This window comes from Kitasatospora sp. NBC_01300 (assembly GCF_041435235.1).
GTDB lineage: Bacteria > Actinomycetota > Actinomycetes > Streptomycetales > Streptomycetaceae > Kitasatospora.
On sequence record NZ_CP108408.1, the window covers coordinates 815989 to 837726 of the forward strand.

The following is a 21738-nucleotide window of genomic DNA, read 5'->3' on the forward strand; positions in this document are numbered from 1 at the left end:
GGGGCTCAGGGGATGAGGGCGGCGACCCCTTCGGCGAGCAGCATCCAGGTGGGCTGCCCGCCCGTGCCGAAGGCGGAGGCGAGGACGTAGCCGATCGCGGCGTCGGCGGGGCGGGCGGGGGCGCCGTCCCGCCACTCCACGATGACGATCTGGTCGCCGTCGCAGGAGAAGTCTCCGAGGCGCTTGCCGTCGCGCATGAGGCGGCTGCTGGGGATGGAGTCCGGGACGAGGATGTAGACGGCGCCGTCGTACGTGGTCTCGACCCGGTAGGACTTCCGGCGGAGCTTGCCCCGGCCCGGCCGCAGCGGCACCGGCGAGCCGTCGACGGTCAGCGTCAGGTGGGCGGTGTCGCGGGTGCCGATGGCGATCTGCGGGTCCGGCTCGCTGCCCGGGTCACGTTCCAGGATGGCGGTGGGGATCCGCTCCCCGGAGACCGTCACCCGGTCCTGGCCGTCGATGCGGACGGTGATCCCGCCGAACAGGGTGTCCTCGGTGGTGAAGGGGGCGGGCGCCGGTCGGTCGGTCATCTGCGATTCCTTTGGTGGGTCGTAACTCCGGCCGTCCGGAACACAATTCGCGGGCCGGGGTGATCCTCTCATTCGAGGGAGAGGGATTCACCTGGTGGTGGGCGTCAGTTGATCTCCCGTCGGCAACTGATGGAACTTCCAACTCTCCTGCACCACTTAATGGTTACTCCATCTCACGGCAATGGAATCACCTAGGCTTCGATCCACCCGGTGCCCGGCTCGGCGCACCGGCCGACAAGGGGAGGACATGATGAGGAGCCCGGCAAGCGCGTTACGGCGCGGATCCCGCTGGACCGTCTCGGCGGCGACGGCGGTGGCCCTGCTGCTCGGTGGGGCGGGTGTCTCGGGGGCCTCAGGGGCCTCGGGGGCCTCGGGGGCGGCCGCCTCCGGCGATCCCCACGGCCCCGTCTCCGGCGTACCGGGGGCCGTCCGGCTCGCGGAGTTCACCTGGGAGAAGGTCACCGAGGCGGTCAGTCCGGACGGCCGGAAGGTCTACCTCGTGCTGACGGACGTGGTCGGCGGGCGCCAGGGCGTGTACCTGTCCACCGTCGACACGCAGACCGGCACGGTGACGGCCCGCCTCCCGCTCGGCGACCCGGCACCCTACGGGCGGCCGACCCTCAGCCCGGACGGCCACCGGCTGTACGTCGGAGTCGGCTCCGCCGTCTACGTCATCGACACCGGGACCAACACGGTCAAGGCCCGCATCGCCGCGCCGGAGCAGCAGCTCCCGGCGGGCTGGACCCCGGGCGCGGCGACCAGTCTGGCCGCCGACCCGGACGGCGAGACCCTCTACGTCGGCCAGTCCGGGCCCACGGGCCCCGCCGGGCAGGAGCAGCCGGGCCGGATCCTGGAACTCTCCACCGGTGACCAGGAGTTCATCGACCAGACGGCGGTCACCGGCCACGCGGTCAACGATCTCGCCGTCCTGCCCGACGGCAGCTCCCTCTACGCGGGCACGAACCTCGACCTGCTGCGCCTCGACATCGGGACCGGGCTCGGCACCGCCAAGGTCGTCGACCTCGGCGCCAAGGACGAACTGGCGCTCTCCCCGGACGGCTCCTTCCTGCTGGCGCTCGGGTCGGTCCGCACCTACTCCGAGGGGATCGGGCTCGACACGGGCACGGGCAAGGTGCGCTTTGTCATGAAGTACGGCTCCGGCTACTTCGAGTACCACCACCCGGCGATGAACGCCGACGGCAGCCGCGTCTACCTGCTCGGCGGCCCCTCCTACACCATCCCCGTCCCGCTGTACACGTTCGTGCCGGGCGAGAACCGGTTCGACCAGAGCGTGCACCTCTCCATTCCCGAGCCGTACATCCACGCCCTCGCCGTCGGACCGGACGGCCACTCGCTCTACGTCACCAGCTGCGACTCGGCCACGGGCTGCTTCCTGCGGACCCTGCACATCTGACGCCGCGCGCCGGGGCGCCGGTCGCCGGATGTTCGGCGGCCGGGTGTTCGGCGGCCCGGTGTTCGGCGGCCGGCATTGACAGCCCCGCGCGCGACGCGCTGGGATGAGGCGAGGGTTCGTCACGGGGGGTCCGGTCGACGGGACCGGCTGCTGCGCGGTGACCCACCGGGGGTGTCGTGGAGGCCTTACGAGCCACTGACCCGACGACGGTCGGCGGCCGGTACCGGCTGCTCGGGCGCCTGGGCAGCGGCGGGATGGGCGTGGTGTACCTCGGCCGTTCGCCGGGCGGCCGGCTGGTCGCCGTCAAGTGCGTGCACCGGGAGCTCGCCGCCGACCCGGAGTTCCGGCGGCGCTTCGCCCACGAGCTGGAGGCCGTACGGCGGGTCGGCGGGTTCCACACCGCCCAGGTCGTCGACGCCGACCCGGACGGCGACCCGCCGTGGCTGGTCACCGCCTACGTTCCGGGGCCGTCCCTGGCCCAGGCGGTCGCCGCCCACGGCCCGCTGCCGGAAGCGTCGTTGCGCGTCCTCGGGGCGGGACTGGCCGAGGCGCTGGACGCCATCCACGCCGTCGGCCTGATCCACCGGGACCTCAAGCCGTCGAACGTGCTGCTCGCCGACGACGGACCGCGCGTCATCGACTTCGGGATCGCCCGCGCGCTGGACGGGACCGCGATCACCCGGACCCAGGTCGTCGTCGGCACGCCCGGCTACATGGCGCCGGAGCAGATCGCGGGTGGCGCGATCGGGCCGGCCTGTGACGTGTTCAGCCTCGGCCACGTGCTCTGCCACGCCGCCGGGTGCGCGCCGTTCGGCCACGGTGGAGCGCAGGTGATGCTCTACCGGGTCGTGCACGCCGAGCCGGACCTCGGCGGCGTCCCGCAGGCCCTGCGCCCGGCGATCGCCGCCTGTCTGGCGCGCGATCCCGCCGACCGGCCCACCCCCGCCGAGTTGCTGGACCTGTTCGGGCCGGCCGCGCACGACGCGCCCGCCGGTGCGTGGCTCCCTGCGCAGCGGCGGGCGGCTCCGGTCGTGGCCGGGGGCCCGGGGGACGCGCCACCGGTCGGGCCCCCGCCGCTCGGACCGCCGAACGAGCCGAACGGGCCGAACGGGCCGAACGGGCCGAGCGACCCGAACGACCGCACCCGTACGGCGATCACCGAGGTCCAGCAGCCTCCCGACCCGCCGCCGCCCGGTGGCGGGAAGCGCCGGCTCCGCTGGCTGCCGGTGCCGCTCGCCCTCGTGCTCGTCGCCGCCGCCGTCTGCTTCCGGCTGTTCGTGATCACCGGCGGCTCCGGGCCGCCGGACTGCTTCCCGTCCGGCGGCGCCCCGGGCGACTCCTCGGCCCCGACCGGGGTGACCAGTGTGCCCGCAGGGACCCCGCACCCGCCCGAGCCCACCGGGCCCGCCGACCGGACGGCCATCGAGCTCGGCCAGTCGGTCACGCTCAGCTGGGACCACGCCGCCACGGTGTCGCGCGTCTTCACCGGGCTGGGCGACGACTCCCCCCGCTACACCGCCTGGCTGAGCACCGCCGCCTGCACGTTCACACCCACCGCCACCGGGCTGTACCGGTGGGAGACGAGCACCGCGAACGCCACCGAGGGACAGGTCGGCAGCGCGTGGTCCGAGGACCGGTTCCTGTTCGTGAGGGCGAAGGGCTCCTCGACGCCCGACCCCGGGCACGACGCCCCGGCCGTCCCCCGCCTGCTGGCCCCGGCGGACCAGGCCGTGACCAAGGCCGGCCAGCCGGTCTCGCTGAGCTGGACGGCGAGCGGCTTCGCCTCCCACGCCTCGGTGCTCTCCCCCGGCGGGACCTGGCAGAACCTGCCCTGGCAGGACGCGCCGACCTACCTGTACACGCCGCCCTCGCCCGGGATCTACGTCTGGAGCGCGTTCACCGAGGCCAAGGGCGGCTGCGACGGCGGGGCCTGCTTCAGCGGGGCGAGCGCGCAGCGGTACCTGATCGTCGAGTGAGGCCCCCACAGCCTTCGGCCGCTACTTGAGGAACGCCGCCCCGGCGAAGAGCCGGGCGGAGTTGGTCCGGTCGATGGCGGCGCGGGTGGTGTCGAGCAGGTAGTCGGCGACTACCCGAACCATGGAGCTTTCGCTCTCCCGCCTGGGCACCGATCACCTCGACCTCTATTACCTGGCCCGGGTCGACCCGAACGGTCCGTCGCGGCCGCCCAGGGCGTGTCCCAACCCCCGCCTCCGGTGGGCCGTTCCATAGAACGAACTTGTTCGTTACGAACATGTTCGTTACCGTGGAGGAGCGGGCGACGAACCCGCGCCGACCGGCACGGGCCGGCACCGACCGAAGGAGTGGCCATGACCGTCCAGCACGTTCCCGTCGCCGTCATCGGAGCCGGGCTCGGGGGCCTCGTGCTCGCCCGGGTCCTGCACGTCCACGGCATCCGGGCCGCCGTCTTCGACCTGGAGCCCTCGCCCGAGGCCCGCACCCAGGGCGGCCTGCTCGACATCCACGACGACTCCGGCCAGCAGGCCCTGCGCGACGCCGGGCTGCACGACCGGTTCCTGGCCCTGGTCCACGCGGGCGGCGAGGCCCTGCGGGTGGTGGGGCCGGACGGCGCCGTCCGTCTGGAGCAGGAGGACGACGGCACCGGCGGCCGCCCCGAGGTCGACCGGGGCCGCCTGCGCGACCTGCTGCTGGACTCCCTGCCCGCCGACACCGTGCGCTGGGGCCACAAGGTGGTCCGCGCCCACGCGCTGGGCGACGGCCGCCACCAGGTCGCCTTCGCCGACGGCACGGCCGTCACCACGGACCTGCTGGTCGGGGCGGACGGCGCGTGGTCCCGGATCCGGCCGCTGCTGTCCGACGCCAGGCCCGCCTACACCGGGATCTCCTTCGTCGAGGCCGACCTGCACGACGCGGACACCCGGCACCCCGAGGCGGCCGCCCTGGTCGGCGGCGGGTTCTTCCTCTCCGTGGCCGAGGACCGCGGCTTCCTCGCCCACCGCGAGGGCGACGGCAGCATCCACGTCTACACCGCCGTCCGGGCCGACGAGGACTGGCTGGACGGCATCGACACCACCGCCCCCGACACCGCCAAGGCGGCCGTGCTGGCCGGCTTCGACGGCTGGGCCGACGGCCTGCGGGCCCTGCTCGCCGACGCCGACGGCGACCTGGTCCCGCGCCGGATCCACGCCCTGCCCGTCGGCCACCGCTGGAACCGCACCCCCGGCATCACCCTGCTCGGCGACGCCGCCCACCTGATGTCCCCGTTCGCCGGCGAGGGCGCCAACCTCGCCATGCTCGACGGCGCCGAACTCGGCAAGGCCCTCGCCCACCACCCCGGCGACCCCGAGGCCGCCCTGACCGCCTACGAGCGCGCCCTCTTCCCCCGCAGCGAGGCCTCGGCCGCCGCCTCCGCCGCCAGCCTGGACCTGATGTTCGGCCCCGACGGCCTCCAGGCCCTGCTCGACCAGTTCGCCACCCCGAACCAGCCCACCCCCGACCAGCCCGCCCCGGCGGCCGGCCGGTAGCGGCGGCGGCCGTTTCGGCGAACCAGTTCGTGACGAACGCGGTCGCTAGGCTGGCCGGTATGACGAGCTCCCCCTCCCGACCCCGCAGCCGCCGCGAGCGGCCGGCGAAGCCCGCGCTGAGCCACGAGGCGATCGTCGCCGCCGCCGTACGGGTGCTGGAGGCGGAGGGCCTGCCGCGGGTGACCATGCGGCGGTTGGCCCAGGAGCTGGACACCGGGCCGGCCTCGCTGTACGTGTACGTGGCCAACGCCGCGGAACTGCACGCCGCGATCCTGGAGGAGTACCTCGGGGAGGTGGACCTGAGCCCGGTGACGGCGGCCGGGGACTGGCGCGAGCGGTTGGCCGCCGTCCTCGACTCCTGCACCGGGGTGCTGTTCCGGCACCCGGCGCTCGCCCACGCCGCACTGGTGGCGAGGCCGTCCGGGCCGCACTACCTGGCCCTGGTGGAGGCGGTCCTGGCACTGCTGCACGAGGGCGGGGTGCCGGACGGGCAGGCGGCCTGGGGCGTGGACGTGCTGCTCCAGGTGGCCACCGCCACCGCCGCCGAGCAGTCCGCCCGCCAGGGCGAGCAGGCGGAGCGGGAACAGGCCGCGCTCACCGACGCGCTCCGCACGGCGCCCGCCGCCACCTACCCGAGGATCGCCGCGCTCGGGGACGACCTGGTGTCCGGGGCGCCGGAGGAGCGGCTGTCCTGGATGTTCCGGGCGGTCGTCAACGGCACGCGCACGACCCCCCGACCCGCCTGACCCCCGACCCACCTGAACTCGGACCCTCAGGCGCCCGCCGCGGCCGCCTCGGCGAGGGCGTCCAGCACCGGGCGGATCAGCGGGTGCCCGTCGGCGCCGGCCCGGACGGCGGCGAAGACCCGGCGGGTGGCGAGCTCGCTGTCCACCCGCCGGACGGCGATCCGGCCGAGGTCGACGCCGCGCAGCGCCGAGCGCGGCACGAGGGCGACGCCGGCGCCCGCCGAGGCGAGGGCGACGACGGCCCGGAAGTCGTCGGAGGAGTGCACCAGGCGCGGCTGGAAGCCGGCGTGCTCGCAGGCCAGCAGGACGACGTCGTGGCAGGGGTTGCCCGGGTAGGGGCCGATCCACCGTTCGTCGGCCAGGGCCGCGACGGCGAGCGGACCGCCGTCGGCGGCCAGCGGGTGGCCGAGCGGCAGCACCGCCTCGAACGGCTCGGCGTACAGCGGGACGCGGGTGAGCCGGGCGTCGTCGGCGCGCGGGGCGCCCCGGTACTCGACGGCCACCGCGAGGTCGGCCCGGCCGTCGAGGACCATCGGCAGGCTGGCGTCGCCCTCCGCGTCCAGCACCTTGAGCCGCACCCCGGGCGCCTGCGCCGCCAGCAGCCCGATCGCCGGGGCGAGGACGAGCGCGATGCCGGTGGCGAAGGAGGCGACGGTGACCTCGCCGGAGACGCCCTCGCTGTAGGCGGCGAGGTCGGCCTCGGCGCGCTCCAGCTGGGCGAGCACGGCGTCGGCGTGGCCGAGCAGGATCTCCCCGGCGGCGGTCAGCCGCACCCCCCGGCCCTCGCGGGCGAGCAGGTGGTGGCCGGTCTCCTGTTCCAGGGCGGCCAGCTGCTGGGAGACGGCGGAAGGGGTCAGGTAGAGGGCGGCCGCCGCGGCGGTCACGGTGCGGTGGTCCGCCACGGCCCGCAGGGTCCGCAGCCGTCGGGCGTCGATCACGGGCCAATTCTGCCAGCGTGCCGGGGCCGGCCGGACCGGGCCCGGAGCCGGGGCGGGGTCCGGGCCGGCCGGCCCCGGCTCCGGGCCCGGTTCCGCGTAAGGGGCGATACGACCGGTGGCGTATTTCCGGACGAGATCGCTTCGCCCGGTTGACCACCCGGCCCGGGCGGCGATTGGCTCTTCCCGAGCCGGGCCGCGGGGGTGACGAGGGCCCGGTGCCGTCATCAGGGGAGGATGTCCATGACCACTGCACGAACCCGCCGTCGACTGGCCCGCACCGCCAGCGTCCTGGTGGCCGCCGCCGTCGCCGCCGGCACCGCGCTGCCGGCCGCCGAGGCCCGGCCGCTCAAGGGCGACACCTCCCGGGTGAGCGAAGGGCCCAAGGGCGAGCAGCTCGACGGCACCTCGTCCGCGCTCGGGCTGAGCGCCGACGGCCGCTCCGCGCTGTTCACCTCGACCGCGACGAACCTGCTGCCCGGGGCCGGCACCCCGAACTCGGACGAGGTCTACGTGCGGGACCTGCGCAACGGGCACGTCGAGCGGGTCAGCGTCGCCGCCGACGGCTCCAAGCTGGACGCCGCCACCAACCAGGCCGCGATCAGCGGCGACGGCCGGTACGTGGCGTTCAGCACCGCCGCCACCAACGTGCTGCCCGGCCAGCCGAAGCACGGCAACGACGTCTTCGTCCGCGACCGCTGGACCGGCCGCATCGAGCTGATCACCGCCCCCGGCTCGGCGAGCACCGACGACCAGAGCATCCGCACCGCCGACAGCCCCACCCTCAGCTGGGACGGCCGCTTCGTCGCCTACGCCTCCAGCCGCACCGACCTCGCCCCGGGCGTGAAGCGCGGCAAGAACAACATCTACGTCACCGACCGCTGGACCCACACCACCCGGCTGGTCACCTCCGGTACGGAGGGCGAGGGCGCCGACAACAACTCCTTCAGCCCGACGATCAGTGCGGACGGATCGACCGTCGGTTTCGGCTCCCGAGCCGGGAACCTGCTCCCGGGCACTCCGGCCCCGGCCACCGAACCTGCCACCGGCGCCGTATCCGCCGACGCCGGGACACCCCAGCTGGCCGGGCCCAAGTTCTACCCGTACTACGTCTGGAAGGCCGGCACCGGCAAGATCGCCGGCGCCAGCCTGGACGACACCGGGGCCCTGAGCGACGGCGGCCGCGACGGCCGGGTCAGCCCGGACGGCCGCTACGCGATCTACAGCCTCCCGGTCTTCATCGGTGGCGCGCCCGCCCCGGCCCACGGCATCCGGATGGACGTGTACGTCCACGAGCTGGCCACCGGCAAGATCACCAAGGTCAACACCGACCTGCCGGGCACCACCGCCAAGTGGTCCTCGTCCGGTGGCGTCATGACGCTCGACGACCGCTGGGTCTACTTCGACTCCGCCGCCGAGAACCTCGTCCCCGACGACACCAACTCCGCCAGCGACATCTTCCGCCGCGACCTGTGGACCGGGCGGATCGAGCGGGTCAGCCTCACCCGGAGCGGCGGGCAGAGCACCGCCTCCTCCTACGGCCCGTACGTGGACGCCACCGGCGACACGGTGATCTTCGACGCCTCGGACGGCGACCTTGTGCCGGGCGACACCAACACCTTCCTGGACGTCTTCCTGCGCCGCCTGTGATGTCCTGACTCCCTTGCCGCATACGTCCGTTGACGTATTTTCGGCCGAGATCACCCGTGGGCGTTGACCACCCGGCCCTCCCGACGATTGGCTCTCCCGAAAGCCCGTCGCCGGGAGGGAGCCCGGCCGGGCGACCCCCGGGGAGGCAGACGTCATGACACGCAGCACCCGCACCACCCGCAACCGGTGGCTGGCCGGCGGCGGCAGCATTCTCGCGGCCACCGCCGTACTCGCCGTGACCGCGGCACCCGCCCAGGCCGACCGGGCCGACCGGGCGCCGCGCGGCACCGTCCAGGTCAGCGTCGGGGAGAACGGCGCCGCGCCGGACAACCAGTCGTGGAGCCAGGCGATCAGCGCCGACGGCCGCTACGCCCTGTTCACCTCCTGGGCCACGAACCTGGTGTCCCAGCCCGCGAAGAGCGCCCGCGACGCCTACGTCCGCGACCTGAGGACCGGCCGCACCGAGCGGGTCAACCTGGCCGCCGACGGCAGCGCGCTGAACGGCTTCACCGACAACGTCGCGATCAACGCCGACGGCCGCTACGTCGCCTTCGACAGCGACGCCGAGAACGTGGTGCCCGGCATGCAGGTCCAGGGGCGCGACGAGGTGTACGTCCGCGACCGGAAGACCGGCCGCACCGAGCTGATCAGCGGCGGACTCACCGGCACCGACACCGACAAGTTCCACTCCTCCTACGCGCCCTCGATCAGCGCGAACGGCCGCTACGTGGTCTTCGGCTCCAGCCGCAAGGACCTCGTCCCCGACCTCCAGGGCGACGCCCCCTCGCTGGCCAGGCCCTACACCTGGGACTACAACATCTACGTCACCGACCGCTGGACGGGGAAGACCAAGCTGGTGACCCGCGGCGTGGACGGCAAGCCGGGCGACGGCATGTCCCTCCACCCGACGATCAGCGCGGACGGCCGCACCATCGGCTTCACCTCGATGGCCGACAACCTGCTGCCCGCCGACCAGACCCCCACCCCGGCCGGCGAGGGCGCAGCCGCCAACGGCGACGTGGAGCTGGCCCCGGGCATCGCCCCGGCCCTGCCCCGCAGCGCGCAGAAGGGCCTGGCCCAGCCGAACCTGGCCCGGCCGGTGACCGCCCCCTACTACACCTACGACGTGGAGTCCGGCCGGATCTCCGCCGCCAGCCTCGACCTCGACGGCAAGCTCGGCGCCCCGAGCTTCGGCGCGACGATCAGCCCCGACGGGCGGCGCGCGATCTACGCCCTGCCCGAGCCCGGCGGGTCGACCGGCGGCCACCGGTTCCACACCGTGCTGTACGTCCGGGACCTCAGGAAGGGCACCGTGACGAAGATCAGCGGCGGCCTGCCCGGCACCACCTCGGTCGGCTCCTCCGACCACGCCCGGATCACCGCCGACAACCGCTGGGTCTACTTCGCCTCCGCCGCCGACAACCTGGTGGCGGGCCCGCAGCACCCGGGCTGGGACGTCTACCGCCACGACCTGCGCACCGGCCGGACCGAGCGGGTCGCCACCGCCGCGGACGGCTCGCTCGGCAACGGCTCCTCGACCGACCCGGTCGTGGACGCCCGCGGCCGCACGGTGGTGTTCGGCTCGACCAGCGGCAACCTGCTCGCCGGCACCGGCGGCCCGGCGGGCACCGACTCCCAGGTCTTCGCCCGCGCCACCGCGCACCACGGCCACGGCGACGACCAGGGCGAGGACCAGGACCAGGGCGACGACCTGGGCCAGGACAGCGACGACTGACCGTCAACCACCGCTCGCACCGTGAACCGCGTACGGGGGCGGGACGTCGGCCGGGCCGGCGTCCCGCCCCCGAAGCGGGAGGGTGGGGCAGATGGTTGGTGGGCCGTGCGGTGGGGGCGGATCGATGCGCCCCCACCGCACGACGGTGGTGAGCCCGCGGGCCGGTCCGGTTCCGAGCGGACCGGCCCGCGGGCAGCTCATGAGGCCGCCGGCGTACCGGCTGTCGGCCTACTCGCCCAGCGCGGCGCGCGCGTCGACGAAGGCGGCGACGGCGCGCTCGACGTCCTCGGTGGAGTGCGCGGCGGACAGCTGCACCCGGATCCGGGCCTGGCCGTGCGGGACCACCGGGAACGAGAAGCCGATGACGTACACGCCGCGCTCCAGCAGCAGTTCGGCGAGCCGGCCGGCCTTGGCCGCGTCGCCGATCATCACCGGGGCGATCGGGTGGTCGCCCGGCAGGATCTCGAAGCCCGCCTCGGTCATCCTGCTGCGGAACAGCGCCGTGTTGGCCGCCAGCCGCTCGCGCAGCTCGTTGGACTGCTCGACCAGGTCGAGCACCTTCAGCGAGGCCGCCGCGATCACCGGGGCGAGCGAGTTGGAGAACAGGTACGGGCGGGAGCGCTGGCGCAGCAGGGCGACGATCTCCCGGCGGGCGGCGACGTAGCCGCCGGAGGCGCCGCCGAGCGCCTTGCCGAGGGTGCCGGTGATGATGTCCACGCGGTCCATCACGCCGTGCAGTTCGGGGGTGCCGCGGCCGCCGGGGCCGACGAAGCCGACGGCGTGCGAGTCGTCGACCATGACCATGGCGTCGTAGCGGTCGGCCAGGTCGCAGATCTCGCGCAGCGGGGCGACGTAGCCGTCCATCGAGAACACGCCGTCGGTGACGATCAGGCGGCGGCGGGCGTCCTGGGTCTCCTTGAGCTGCTGCTCCAGGTCGGCCAGGTCGCGGTTGGCGTAGCGGTGGCGGCGGGCCTTGCTGAGCCGGATGCCGTCGATGATGCTCGCGTGGTTGAGCGCGTCGGAGATGACGGCGTCGCGGTCGTCGAGCAGGGTCTCGAAGACGCCGCCGTTGGCGTCGAAGCAGGAGGAGTACAGGATGGTGTCCTCCTGGCCCAGGAAGGCCGAGAGGCGGTCCTCCAGCGCCTTGTGGACGTCCTGGGTGCCGCAGATGAAGCGCACCGAGGCCATGCCGTAGCCCCAGCGGTCCAGCGCGTCCTTGGCGGCGGCGAGCACCTCGGGGTGGTCGGCCAGGCCGAGGTAGTTGTTGGCGCAGAAGTTCAGCACCTCACCGGGGCGGCCGCCGCCGGTGACGGTGACCGCGGCGCTCTGCGGGGTGCCGATGACCCGCTCGGGCTTGAAGAGCCCGGCCTCGCGGATCTCGTCGAGGGTGGTGGCGATGTCGGCGCGCACGTTGTCGAACACTGCGGACTCCTAACGAGGACGAAACGGGGGGCTCAGACGGTCCAGTCGAGGATGATCTTGCCGCAGCGGCCGCCGGCGGCCTCGTCGAAGGCGGCCGCGAAGTCGTCGGCGGCGTACCGGCCGGTGATCACCGGGGCGAGGTCCAGCCCGCCCTCCAGCAGCACGGACATCGCGTACCAGGTCTCGAACATCTCGCGGCCGTAGATGCCCTTGATGGTGATCATCGAGGTGACGACCGAGGCCCAGTCGACCGGGAACTGCTCGGCGGGCAGGCCGAGCACGGCGATCTTCCCGCCGTGGGTCATGTTGGCGATCATCGACTGCATCGCCTCGGGGCGGCCGGACATCTCCAGGCCGACATCGAAGCCCTCGCGCAGGCCGAGCTTCTGCTGGCCCTCCTCGATGGTGTGCTCGGCGACGTTCAGCGCCAGCGTGACGCCGACCTTCCGGGCCAGGTCGAGGCGGTACGGGGAGACGTCGGTGATCATCACGTTGCGGGCGCCGGCGTGCTTGGCGACGGCGGCGGCCATGATGCCGATCGGGCCCGCGCCGGTGATCAGCACGTCCTCGCCGACCAGCGGGAAGGAGAGCGCGGTGTGGACGGCGTTGCCGAACGGGTCGAAGATCGCGGCCACGTCCAGGTCGACCGGCACCCGGTGCACCCAGACGTTGGAGGCGGGCAGGGCCACGTACTCGGCGAAGGCGCCGTCCCGGCCGACGCCGAGGCCGACCGTGTTGCGGCACAGGTGGCGGCGGCCGGCCTGGCAGTTGCGGCACTTGCCGCAGACCAGGTGGCCCTCGCCGCTGACCAGGTCGCCGACCGCGATGTCCGCGACGCCGGCGCCGATCTCGGCGACCTCGCCGACGAACTCGTGACCGAGCACCAACGGGGTCGTGATGGTCTGCTGGGCCCAACCGTCCCAGTTGCGGATGTGCAGGTCGGTGCCGCAGATGCCGGTCCGCAGCACCTTGATCAGCACCTCGCCGGGGCCGATCTCGGGCTTCGGGACGTCCACCAGCCAGAGCCCGGGCTCGGCCTTCTGCTTGACGAGTGCCTTCACGGGCGACGGCTCCTGACGTGCGAGTGGGGCGGCCTTCGCGGGTGGGCAGGCCGAGTGGCCCCGGTGTGGCCGTTCCTGTCGGACGCGATCCGGGCAGGCAGCAATCTGCCTGGTGAGGGCGGGTGCGGTCCATCGAGGAATTCTTAAGGGCGGCCACAGCTGGGCTAAACGATCGTGCCCGAGCAGGGGCCGGGGGCCGGTGCGGCATGCCGGCGCTCACCCGTCCGGCCGAGCGTGAGCCCGTTTTCGCGACACCAACCCCCCGGTGGGCAGCGGTGCTTGACAGCACGGGAGGCGATGTGCGCCAGCCGGCTGGGGCAGTCGGCTGACCGCTGGATCCGTTCGGGTCAGCCCTGCGGCGGCCGACGCGCGGGGCCGCACCGGCGGTGCTTACGGTGGCGGCGCTCCCCCGTCGGCCTCGTGGAGCAGCGCTCCGGGGCCGTCCGCCGCAGAGAGGCGCCTCGACCTATGACCACGCTCCGACGGCCGCATCCGGCCGCGTCCCGTACCACCCGCCGAGCGGCCTGCGCCGCCCTGGCGCTGACCGGCCTGCTCACGACCGCGGCCTGCTCCGGCGGGTCGCCGCCGAACCGGCCGGCCGGCGGCGCTGCCCTCACCGCCGAGCCCGCCGCGCTCAGCCCGTCCGCCTCGGGCTCCACCGCCGGCCCGGGCGCGGCCGGCGGCTCGGCGAGCGGCTCGGCCGGCGCGGTGGTGCCGCTGACCCCCGACGTCGCCAACCAGCTGGACGCCGCGATCAAGCAGGTGCTGAACCAGACCTCCACCCCCGGCGTGATCGTCGGGGTCACCACCCCCGACGGCAGCTACCAGCGGGCCTTCGGCCAGGCCGACAAGTCCGCCGGCACCCCGATGTCGCCCGATCTGAACATGCGGATCGGCAGCGTGACCAAGACCTTCACGGCGACCGGCGTGCTGCGGCTGGTCGACCAGGGCAAGGTGGGCCTGGACGACCCGGTCTCCAAGTACGTGGACGGCGTGCCCGGCGGCGACAAGATCACCATCCGCCAGCTCGCCGGGATGCGCAGCGGCCTGTTCCCGTACACCTCCGACCCGGACTTCGTGAACGCGCTGATCAGCGACCCGAACCGGGTGTTCACGCCCGACCAGCTGCTCGCCTACGGGTACAAGCACCCGGCGAACTTCCCGCCGGGCAGCAAGTTCCAGTACAGCAACAGCAACTACATCCTGCTCGGCAAGGTCATCGAGAAGGCCGGCGGGGAGCCCGTGGACCAGTTCCTCAAGGACCAGGTGTTCAGCCAGGCCGGACTGAACGGGACGGTCTTCCCGACCGACGCGACCTTCCCCGACCCGCACGCCCGCGGCTACACCGACCAGACGCCCAACGGCCAGACCACGGACGCCACCGACTGGAACCCGTCCTGGGCCTGGACGGCCGGGGCGGTCATCTCCAACCTCACCGACCTGCAGAACTGGGCGAAGTCCCTGGTCACCGGCTCCCTGCTGAAGCAGGACACCCAGTCCCAGCGGTTGAAGACCCAGCCGACCGGCGACGACGGTGTCGGCTACGGGCTCGGGCTGTTCAACAACAACGGGTGGATCGGGCACAACGGCTCGCTGCCCGGTTACGAGACCGTGGCGGTGTACCTGCCGCAGTCGCAGGCCACCCTGGTGGTGCTGATCAACACCGATGTGCCGTACCGGGGTTCGGATCCGTCCTCGCTGTTCGCGAAGGCGATCACGCAGATCGTCTCGCCGAAGAACGTCTACTCGATGCCGCCGAGCAACACGGCCTCGCCGTCGGCCTCGTCCTCGGGGTCCGCGTCACCGACGCCGTCGCCGTCGCCGTCGCCCGCGCTCTCGCCCTCGGGATCGGCCTCGTCCCCGGCCTCGTCCGGCGCCCCGGGGTCCGCCTCCGGCGCGCCGACCACGGTCAACGCCTGAGCTCCGGACCGCCTGAGCGCCCGAGCCGTCGGAGCGCAACCCGTCGGAGGCCCGGCCCGGATCACCGGGCCGGGCCTCCGACGCGCCGTCAACTGCCCAGGACGCGAGCCAGGTCGTAGGAGACGGGCTCCTCCAGCTGCGCGTAGGTGCAGCTCTCCGGCGTGCGGTCCGGCCGCCAGCGGCGGAACTGTGCGGTGTGCCGGAAGCGGGTGCCCTCCATGTGGTCGTAGGCGACCTCGACCACCCGCTCGGGGCGCAGCGCGACCCAGGAGAGGTCCTTGCCGCCGGTCCACCGGCTGACCGCGCCCGGCAGTCGGCCCTCGGCGTGCGCCGCCTCGTCCGCCCAGCCGCCCCACGGGTGGCGGGAGAGGTCGGTCATCCGCAACGGGGCCAGTTCCTCGGCGAGTTCGCGGCGGCGGGCCATCGGGAACGCGGCGCAGACGCCGACGTGCTGGAGCCGGCCCTCGGCGTCGTTGATGCCCAGCAGCAGCGAGCCGACCACCGGGCCGCTCTTGTGCTCGCGGTAGCCGGCCACCACGCAGTCGGCGGTGCGCTCGTGCTTGATCTTGAACATGGTCCGCTCGCCCGGCCGGTACGGCTGGTCCAGCGGCTTGGCCACCACGCCGTCCAGCCCGGCGCCCTCGTACTCGGCGAACCAGGTCTGCGCCACGTCCCGGTCGGTGGAGGCGGGGGCGGTGAACACCGGGTCGCGGGCGGCGCCGAGCGCCGTCTCCAGGGCCGCGCGGCGCACCGACAGCGGCTCGTCCAGCAGCGGGGCGTCGCCGAGCGCGAGGAGGTCGAAGGCGATGAAGGAGGCGGGCGTCCGCTCCGCGAGCAGCCGCACCCGGCTCGCCGCGGGGTGGATGCGCTCCAGCAGTTCCTCGAACCGCAGCCGGCCGTCCCGGGCGATCACCACCTCGCCGTCCAGCACGCAGCGCGGCGGCAGCTCCCGCCGCAGCGCGGCGACCAGCTCGGGGAAGTACCTGGTCAGCGGTTTGCCGGTGCGGCTGCCGAGCTCCACCTCGTCGCCGTCGCGGAACACGATCGTCCGGAAGCCGTCCCACTTGGCCTCGTACTGCATCCCCGGCGGGATCTTCGCCACCGACTTGGCGAGCATCGGCGCGACCGGCGGCATCACGGGCAGGTCCATGGCTCCGATCCTCGCGCGCACGGCCGGAAGGCGCGCGACGAAAGGGCGCCCGACGAAAAGGCGCCCGACGAAAAGGCCCCGCGACGAGAAGGGCCCACGGCGAAAAGGGCCCACGGCGAAAAGACGCGCGCCGCGCACGGCGCCCTTAGCGTGAGGAGCATGGGCTCAGCCGTGGAACTGGATGTCGCCGGGCGCAGCGTCCGGCTGTCGAACCCGGACAAGGTGTACTACCCCGAGCGCGGCTTCACCAAGCTGGACGTCGCGCAGTACTACCTGGCCGTCGCCGACGGGGTGCTGCGCGGGCTGCGCGACCGGCCCACCACCCTGCAGCGCTTCCCGGACGGCGTGGACGGCGAGTTCTTCTACCAGAAACGCGCCCCCAAGGGCCTGCCGGACTGGCTGCCCACCGCCCGGATCAGCTTCCCCAGCGGCCGCTCCGCCGACGAGATCTGCCCCACCGAGCCGGCCGCCGTGCTGTGGGCCGCCAACCTCGGCTGCCTCACCTTCCACCCCTGGCCGGTCCGCCGCTCCGACACCGAGCACGTCGACGAGCTGCGCATCGACCTCGACCCGCAGCCCGGCACCGACTTCCACGACGCCGTCCGCGCCGCCCACGAACTGCGCGCCCTGCTGGAGGAGTACGGGCTGCGCGGCTGGCCCAAGTCCTCCGGCGGGCGCGGCCTGCACGTGTACGTCCCGCTGGTGCCCGAGTGGACCTTCACCGACGGCCGGCACGCGGTGATCGCCCTCGGCCGGGTGCTGGAGCAGCGCATGCCCGGGCAGGTCACCACCGCCTGGTGGAAGGAGGAGCGCGGCGAGCGGATCTTCGTCGACTACAACCAGATGGCCCGCGACCGCACCATCGCCTCCGCCTACTCGCTGCGCGCCCGCCCGCGCGCCACCGCCTCGACCCCGCTGCGCTGGGAGGAGCTGGACGACGCCTCCCCCGAGGACTTCGACCTGCGCACCGTCCCCGCCCGCTTCGCCGAACTCGGCGACCTGAACGCCGAGATGGACGGCCGGGCGTACCGTCTGGACGGCCTGCTGGAGCTGTACGACAAGCAGCTGCGCGACGAGGGCCTCGGCGAGCTCCCGTACCCGCCCGACCACCCCAAGGCGGCCGGCGAGCCTCCCCGGGTGCAGCCCAGCCGGGCCCGCAAGGCGTAGGCCGGCCGGGCTCACACCCCCGTCATGGCCAGCACGAACCAGAAGACGCCGCCCAGCACCACCAGGGTGAACAGCAGGACGCCCACGACCGCGCCGGAGAGCAGCAGCCCCCGGCCGACCCGCCACGCGCGCAGGCCGACGCCGGTCAGCAGCACGCCCGCCACACCCGGTGCCAGGGCCAGCCCCAGCAGCATCACCGTCCGCGCCACCTCGGCGTCCGACACCAGGTGGCACTCGTCGCCCTCGCACACCGCCCAGACGTCCTCGCCGACCGTCGCGCCCGCCCACATCCGGGCGTGCTCGTGCGCCGGGCCGCCGCCGTCCGGGCGGAACACGCCCCGGCAGTCCGAAGGATGCGGGCCGTCCTCGTTCGCCGGGATCAGACACCGCTCCGCGCGGAACATCCCGGGCGTCCCCACCAGCCCCGCCGCCTGCCCGAACTGCCGCACCGGCCCTCCCACCAGCCATCCGGCCAGCACCGCCAACAGCACCCCGGCCGCCACCGGCCCCCACCGCCGCACCGCCACCCCCATCGACTCACCCCCGCTGGGGTGACGCCACCGACGGCCGGACGGTTGCACGGGCGGCCGGGCGGGCAGCCGGGCGGGCGGCCGCCCCGCGTCCCTTCCGGCGGGTGTCAGCCGGCCCGGGCGCCCTCCGGCGCCAGCTCGGCGATGATCCGGACCGCCTCCGCGAGCTGCGCGTCCGTCAGGTCCCCGCGCGCGGTGAGCCGCAGCCGGGACACCCCGTCCGGGACGGACGGCGGGCGGAAGCAGCCGACGGCCAGCCCGGCCCGCCGGCAGTCGGCGGCCCAGGCGACGGCGGCCTCCGCGCCCGGGGCGCGCACCGACACCACGGCCGCGTCCGGCTCGCAGGCCAGGAGCCCGGCGGCGGTCAGCCGGGCCGCGAGGCCGCGGGCCACCTCGCGGGTGCGGTCGGCGCGGTGCGGCTCGGCGCGCAGCAGGCGCAGCGCGGCGAGAGCGGCGGCGACGGCGGCCGGGGCGAGGCCGGTGTCGAAGATGAAGGTGCGGGCGGTCTCGGTGAGGTGGCGGATCACCCGGCGCGGCCCGAGCACGGCGCCGCCCTGCGAGCCGAGCGACTTGGAGAGCGTGACGGTGGCGACGGTGTCCGGCTGCCCGGCGAGCCCGGCCGCCGCGAGCGCCCCGGCGCCGCCGGGGCCGAGGACGCCCAGCCCGTGCGCGTCGTCGACCAGCAGAGCGGCGCCGTGCGCCCGGGCGGCGGCGGACAGCCCGGCCAGCGGGGCGGCGTCGCCGTCCACCGAGAACACCGAGTCGCTGACCACCAGCGCCCGCCGCTGCGTCCGGCGCTCCAGCGCCTCCCGGACGGCCTGCGGGTCGCTGTGCGGGGCCCGGTGGACGTCCGCGCGGGCGAGCCGGCAGCCGTCGATCAGCGAGGCGTGGTTGTAGGCGTCCGACACGATCAGCGTGTCCGGGTCGGTGAGCGCGGTCAGCGCGGCCAGGTTGGCGGTGTACCCGGAGGAGAACACCAGCGCCGCCTCGACCCCGCAGAACGCGGCGAGCTCCTCCTCCAGTTCGGTGTGCAGCGCGGTCGTCCCGGTCACCAGCCGCGACCCGGTCGATCCTCCGCCCCAGCGCAGCGCCGCCTCGGCGGCCGCCCGCGTCACCGCCGGGTGCCTGGTCAGCCCCAGGTAGTCGTTCCCGGCCAGGTCGAGCACCGGGTCCTGCGCCGCGCGGCTGCGCAGCCGGCGCGTCAGCCCGGCCTCGGCCCGCAGCTCGGCGGCCTCGTCGAGCCAGTCGAAGACGGCCGCCGGGGCCGGGTCGGTGGTGTGCGTTCCGGACGCGAGCGGTTGGACCATGCCCGGCACTCTGGCACGGCCCCGCCGCCGCGATCAATGTGCGGCCGCGCACAGCTTCGCGGCCGCGGGTGCAGCGATCCGGACAGTCCCGGGGCGGGTGCCGGCGGAGGGCGGGCTTTGCCCGGGGTGGCGGCGAGCAGGCAAGATAGCCGGGTGACCCTCCTTGATCTGATGCCGAAGCCCGCCACGCCCGATGCGCTGTACGAGACCTTCGCCGCGTGGGCGGAGGAGCGCGGGATCACGCTGTACCCGGCGCAGGAGGAGGCGCTGATCGAGCTGGTGTCGGGGAACAACGTCATCCTGGCGACGCCGACCGGTTCGGGCAAGAGCCTGGTCGCGGCGGGCGCGCACTTCGCGGCGCTGGCGGAGGGGAAGCGGACGTTCTACACGGCGCCGATCAAGGCGCTGGTGTCGGAGAAGTTCTTCGACCTGGTCAAGATGTTCGGCACCGAGCAGGTCGGCATGATGACCGGCGACGCGAGCGTGAACCCGACCGCGCCGATCATCTGCTGCACCGCCGAGGTGCTGGCGCAGATCGCGCTGCGCGACGGGCTCCGGGCGGACGTCGGCCAGGTGGTCATGGACGAGTTCCACTTCTACGCGGAGCCGGACCGCGGCTGGGCCTGGCAGATCCCGCTGCTGGAGCTGCCGCAGGCGCAGTTCCTGCTGATGTCGGCGACGCTCGGCGACGTGCGCCGCTTCGAGGAGGACCTGACCCGCCGGACGGGCCGCCCGACGACGGTGGTGCGCAACACGACCCGCCCGGTGCCGCTGTTCTACGAGTACCGCCGCACCACGATGCACGACACCCTGGAGGAGCTGCTGCAGACCGGCCAGGCGCCGGTCTACGTGGTGCACTTCACGCAGAAGGAGGCGGTGGACCGGGCGCAGTCGCTGATGAGCATCAACATGTGCTCGAAGGCGGAGAAGGACGCCATCGCCGACCTGATCGGCGGTTTCCGCTTCACCACCAAGTTCGGCCGCAACCTGTCCCGTTTCGTGCGCCACGGCATCGGCGTGCACCACGCGGGCATGCTGCCGAAGTACCGCCGGCTGGTCGAACGCCTCGCCCAGGCAGGCCTGTTGAAGGTGATCTGCGGGACGGACACGCTGGGCGTCGGGGTGAACGTGCCGATCCGTACGGTGCTGTTCACGGCGCTGTCCAAGTACGACGGCAACCGGGTGCGGATCCTGCGCGCCCGGGAGTTCCACCAGATCGCCGGGCGGGCCGGCCGGGCCGGGTTCGACACCGTCGGACAGGTGGTGGCGCAGGCGCCCGAGCACGTGATCGAGAACGACAAGGCGATCGCCAAGGCCGGGGACGACCCGAAGAAGAAGCGCAAGGTGGTGCGCAAGAAGGCGCCGGAGGGCTTCGTCGGCTGGACCGAGGAGACCTTCGACAAGCTGATCGGCGCCGACCCGGAGCCGCTGGTCTCCCGGTTCAAGGTGAGCCACGCGATGCTGCTGTCGGTGATCGGCCGCCCCGGCAACGCCTTCGAGGCGATGCGCAAGCTCCTCACCGACAACCACGAGGACCGCGCGGCGCAGCGCCGGCACATCCGCACCGCGATCGCGATCTACCGCTCCCTGCTGCAGGGCGGCGTGGTCGAGCGGCTGCCGGAGCCGGACGCCGAGGGCCGGATCGTGCGCCTCACCCTCGACCTCCAGGAGAACTTCGCGCTCAACCAGCCGCTCTCCACCTTCGCGCTGGCCTCCTTCGAACTGCTCGACCCGACCTCGCCCTCGTACGCGCTGGACGTGATCTCGGTGGTCGAGGCGACCCTCGACGACCCGCGCCAGATCCTCGCCGCGCAGCAGAACAAGGCGCGCGGCGAGGCCGTCGGCGAGATGAAGCGCGACGGGATCGAGTACGAGGAGCGGATGGAGCGGCTCCAGGAGATCACCTACCCGAAGCCGCTGGAGGAGCTGCTCACCCACGCGTACGAGGTGTACCGCCGGGCGCACCCGTGGATCGGCGACCACGAGCTGAGGCCGAAGTCGGTGGTCCGCGACCTGTACGAGCGGGCGATGACCTTCTCGGACTACGTCGGCTTCTACGAGCTGGCGCGCACCGAGGGCATCGTGCTGCGCTACCTGGCGAGCGCGTACAAGGCGCTGGAGCAGACCGTCCCCGAGGACGTGAAGACCGACGACCTGAAGGACGTCATCGCCTGGCTCGGCGAACTGGTCCGCCAGGTCGACTCCAGCCTGCTGGACGAGTGGGAGCAGCTGGCCAACCCGACGGACCCGCAGGCCCCCGAGGTGACGCTGGACGACAAGCCGGCGCCGGTGACGGCGAACGCGCGGGCGTTCCGGGTGCTGGTGCGCAACGAGCTGTTCCGCCGGGTCGAGCTGTGCGCGCTGGAGCACTACGAGGAGCTCGCCGAGCTGGACGGCTCGTACGGCTGGGACGCGGACCGCTGGGCGGACGCCATGGACGGGTACTGGGAGGAGTACGACGACCTCGGCACCGGCCCGAACGCGCGCGGCCCCAAGATGCTGATCATCGAGGAGGAGGACTCCGCCTGGAAGGTCCGGCAGATCTTCGACGACCCGGAGGGCGACCACGACTGGGGCATCAGCGCCGAGGTCGACCTGTACGGCTCGGACGAGGAGGGCCGGGCGGTGCTGCGGGTCACCGCGGTGGACCGGCTGGGCGGCTGACGGTCCG

16 protein-coding genes are annotated in these 21738 nt (G+C 73.9%); 9 read left to right on the forward strand and 7 right to left on the reverse strand.

Translation table 11 applies throughout. The features are described 5' to 3' along the window. Positions 1 to 5: 5 nt before the first annotated feature. On the reverse strand, positions 6 to 527 hold the full coding sequence (locus OG556_RS03585; protein WP_371515806.1) for a hypothetical protein: 522 nt from the start codon (positions 525 to 527) through the stop codon (positions 6 to 8). 250 nt (positions 528 to 777) lie between these two features. Here OG556_RS03585 and OG556_RS03590 point away from each other — a divergent pair, with 250 nt between their 5' ends. From OG556_RS03590 to OG556_RS03605, 4 genes are all read left to right on the forward strand, one after another. After that, positions 778 to 1941 carry a hypothetical protein gene (locus OG556_RS03590; RefSeq protein ID WP_371515807.1) on the forward strand — a complete coding sequence of 388 codons (1164 nt, stop codon included), beginning with the start codon at positions 778 to 780 and terminating at the stop codon, positions 1939 to 1941. 176 nt (positions 1942 to 2117) lie between these two features. Beyond that, entirely contained in the window at positions 2118 to 3917 is a 1800-nt protein-coding gene (locus tag OG556_RS03595; RefSeq protein WP_371515808.1) for a serine/threonine-protein kinase, read from the forward strand. A 351-nt stretch (positions 3918 to 4268) separates the two neighbouring features. Then, positions 4269 to 5444: an FAD-dependent oxidoreductase gene (locus tag OG556_RS03600; protein ID WP_371515809.1), complete on the forward strand. Its 1176-nt coding sequence runs from the start codon at positions 4269 to 4271 to the stop codon at positions 5442 to 5444. A 59-nt stretch (positions 5445 to 5503) separates the two neighbouring features. Next, the gene (locus tag OG556_RS03605; RefSeq protein ID WP_371515810.1) at positions 5504 to 6190 is read left to right on the forward strand and encodes a TetR/AcrR family transcriptional regulator; all 687 of its coding nucleotides are present in this window, start codon (positions 5504 to 5506) and stop codon (positions 6188 to 6190) included. Positions 6191 to 6216: 26 nt separating this feature from the next. On the opposite strand, the gene OG556_RS03610 is transcribed toward OG556_RS03605, so the two are convergent. Further along, complete coding sequence (locus OG556_RS03610; protein WP_371515811.1) at positions 6217 to 7128, reverse strand: LysR family transcriptional regulator; 912 nt, start codon at positions 7126 to 7128, stop codon at positions 6217 to 6219. 240 nt (positions 7129 to 7368) lie between these two features. Between OG556_RS03610 and OG556_RS03615 the strand changes: the two genes are divergently transcribed. After that, positions 7369 to 8775: a TolB family protein gene (locus OG556_RS03615; RefSeq protein ID WP_371515812.1), complete on the forward strand. Its 1407-nt coding sequence runs from the start codon at positions 7369 to 7371 to the stop codon at positions 8773 to 8775. Positions 8776 to 8929: 154 nt separating this feature from the next. Continuing rightward, entirely contained in the window at positions 8930 to 10510 is a 1581-nt protein-coding gene (locus tag OG556_RS03620; RefSeq protein ID WP_371515813.1) for a TolB family protein, read from the forward strand. Between the two features lie 228 nt (positions 10511 to 10738). Here OG556_RS03620 and OG556_RS03625 read toward each other — a convergent pair whose 3' ends face one another. Further along, positions 10739 to 11932: a glycine C-acetyltransferase gene (locus OG556_RS03625; protein ID WP_350882332.1), complete on the reverse strand. Its 1194-nt coding sequence runs from the start codon at positions 11930 to 11932 to the stop codon at positions 10739 to 10741. A gap of 32 nt (positions 11933 to 11964) precedes the next feature. Continuing rightward, positions 11965 to 12993 (reverse strand): L-threonine 3-dehydrogenase, encoded by a 1029-nt coding sequence (gene tdh, locus OG556_RS03630; RefSeq protein WP_371515814.1) that lies wholly within the window; start codon positions 12991 to 12993, stop codon positions 11965 to 11967. A 468-nt stretch (positions 12994 to 13461) separates the two neighbouring features. On the opposite strand from tdh, the gene OG556_RS03635 reads away from it, so the two are divergent. Further along, a complete protein-coding gene (locus tag OG556_RS03635; protein WP_371515815.1) occupies positions 13462 to 14913 on the forward strand; it encodes a serine hydrolase domain-containing protein in 1452 nt (483 codons plus the stop codon). Between the two features lie 88 nt (positions 14914 to 15001). Here OG556_RS03635 and OG556_RS03640 read toward each other — a convergent pair whose 3' ends face one another. Continuing rightward, positions 15002 to 16063 (reverse strand): ATP-dependent DNA ligase, encoded by a 1062-nt coding sequence (locus tag OG556_RS03640; protein WP_371515816.1) that lies wholly within the window; start codon positions 16061 to 16063, stop codon positions 15002 to 15004. A 159-nt stretch (positions 16064 to 16222) separates the two neighbouring features. On the opposite strand from OG556_RS03640, the gene ligD reads away from it, so the two are divergent. Next, complete coding sequence (gene ligD, locus OG556_RS03645; protein WP_371515817.1) at positions 16223 to 17230, forward strand: non-homologous end-joining DNA ligase; 1008 nt, start codon at positions 16223 to 16225, stop codon at positions 17228 to 17230. 11 nt (positions 17231 to 17241) lie between these two features. Here the strand turns inward: ligD and OG556_RS03650 are convergent, their stop codons facing one another. Together OG556_RS03650 and OG556_RS03655 are read right to left on the reverse strand one after the other, a co-directional pair. Beyond that, entirely contained in the window at positions 17242 to 17763 is a 522-nt protein-coding gene (locus tag OG556_RS03650) for a hypothetical protein (RefSeq protein ID WP_371515818.1), read from the reverse strand. A 104-nt stretch (positions 17764 to 17867) separates the two neighbouring features. Then, a complete protein-coding gene (locus tag OG556_RS03655) occupies positions 17868 to 19067 on the reverse strand; it encodes an 8-amino-7-oxononanoate synthase (protein ID WP_371515819.1) in 1200 nt (399 codons plus the stop codon). 171 nt (positions 19068 to 19238) lie between these two features. On the opposite strand from OG556_RS03655, the gene OG556_RS03660 reads away from it, so the two are divergent. Further along, a complete protein-coding gene (locus OG556_RS03660) occupies positions 19239 to 21731 on the forward strand; it encodes a DEAD/DEAH box helicase (protein WP_371522554.1) in 2493 nt (830 codons plus the stop codon). Positions 21732 to 21738: the final 7 nt, after the last annotated feature.

Excerpts from the sequence above, each read along its gene's own strand:
- OG556_RS03585 (WP_371515806.1), bottom strand. The coding sequence starts at position 527 with ATGACCGACCGACCGGCGCCCGCCCCCTTCACCACCGAGGACACCCTG.
- OG556_RS03590 (WP_371515807.1), top strand. The coding sequence starts at position 778 with ATGAGGAGCCCGGCAAGCGCGTTACGGCGCGGATCCCGCTGGACCGTC.
- OG556_RS03600 (WP_371515809.1), top strand. The coding sequence starts at position 4,269 with ATGACCGTCCAGCACGTTCCCGTCGCCGTCATCGGAGCCGGGCTCGGG.
- OG556_RS03605 (WP_371515810.1), top strand. The coding sequence starts at position 5,504 with ATGACGAGCTCCCCCTCCCGACCCCGCAGCCGCCGCGAGCGGCCGGCG.
- OG556_RS03615 (WP_371515812.1), top strand. The coding sequence starts at position 7,369 with ATGACCACTGCACGAACCCGCCGTCGACTGGCCCGCACCGCCAGCGTC.
- OG556_RS03620 (WP_371515813.1), top strand. The coding sequence starts at position 8,930 with ATGACACGCAGCACCCGCACCACCCGCAACCGGTGGCTGGCCGGCGGC.
- OG556_RS03635 (WP_371515815.1), top strand. The coding sequence starts at position 13,462 with ATGACCACGCTCCGACGGCCGCATCCGGCCGCGTCCCGTACCACCCGC.
- OG556_RS03640 (WP_371515816.1), bottom strand. The coding sequence starts at position 16,063 with ATGGACCTGCCCGTGATGCCGCCGGTCGCGCCGATGCTCGCCAAGTCG.
- ligD (WP_371515817.1), top strand. The coding sequence starts at position 16,223 with ATGGGCTCAGCCGTGGAACTGGATGTCGCCGGGCGCAGCGTCCGGCTG.
- OG556_RS03650 (WP_371515818.1), bottom strand. The coding sequence starts at position 17,763 with ATGGGGGTGGCGGTGCGGCGGTGGGGGCCGGTGGCGGCCGGGGTGCTG.
- OG556_RS03655 (WP_371515819.1), bottom strand. The coding sequence starts at position 19,067 with ATGGTCCAACCGCTCGCGTCCGGAACGCACACCACCGACCCGGCCCCG.
- OG556_RS03660 (WP_371522554.1), top strand. The coding sequence starts at position 19,239 with ATGCCGAAGCCCGCCACGCCCGATGCGCTGTACGAGACCTTCGCCGCG.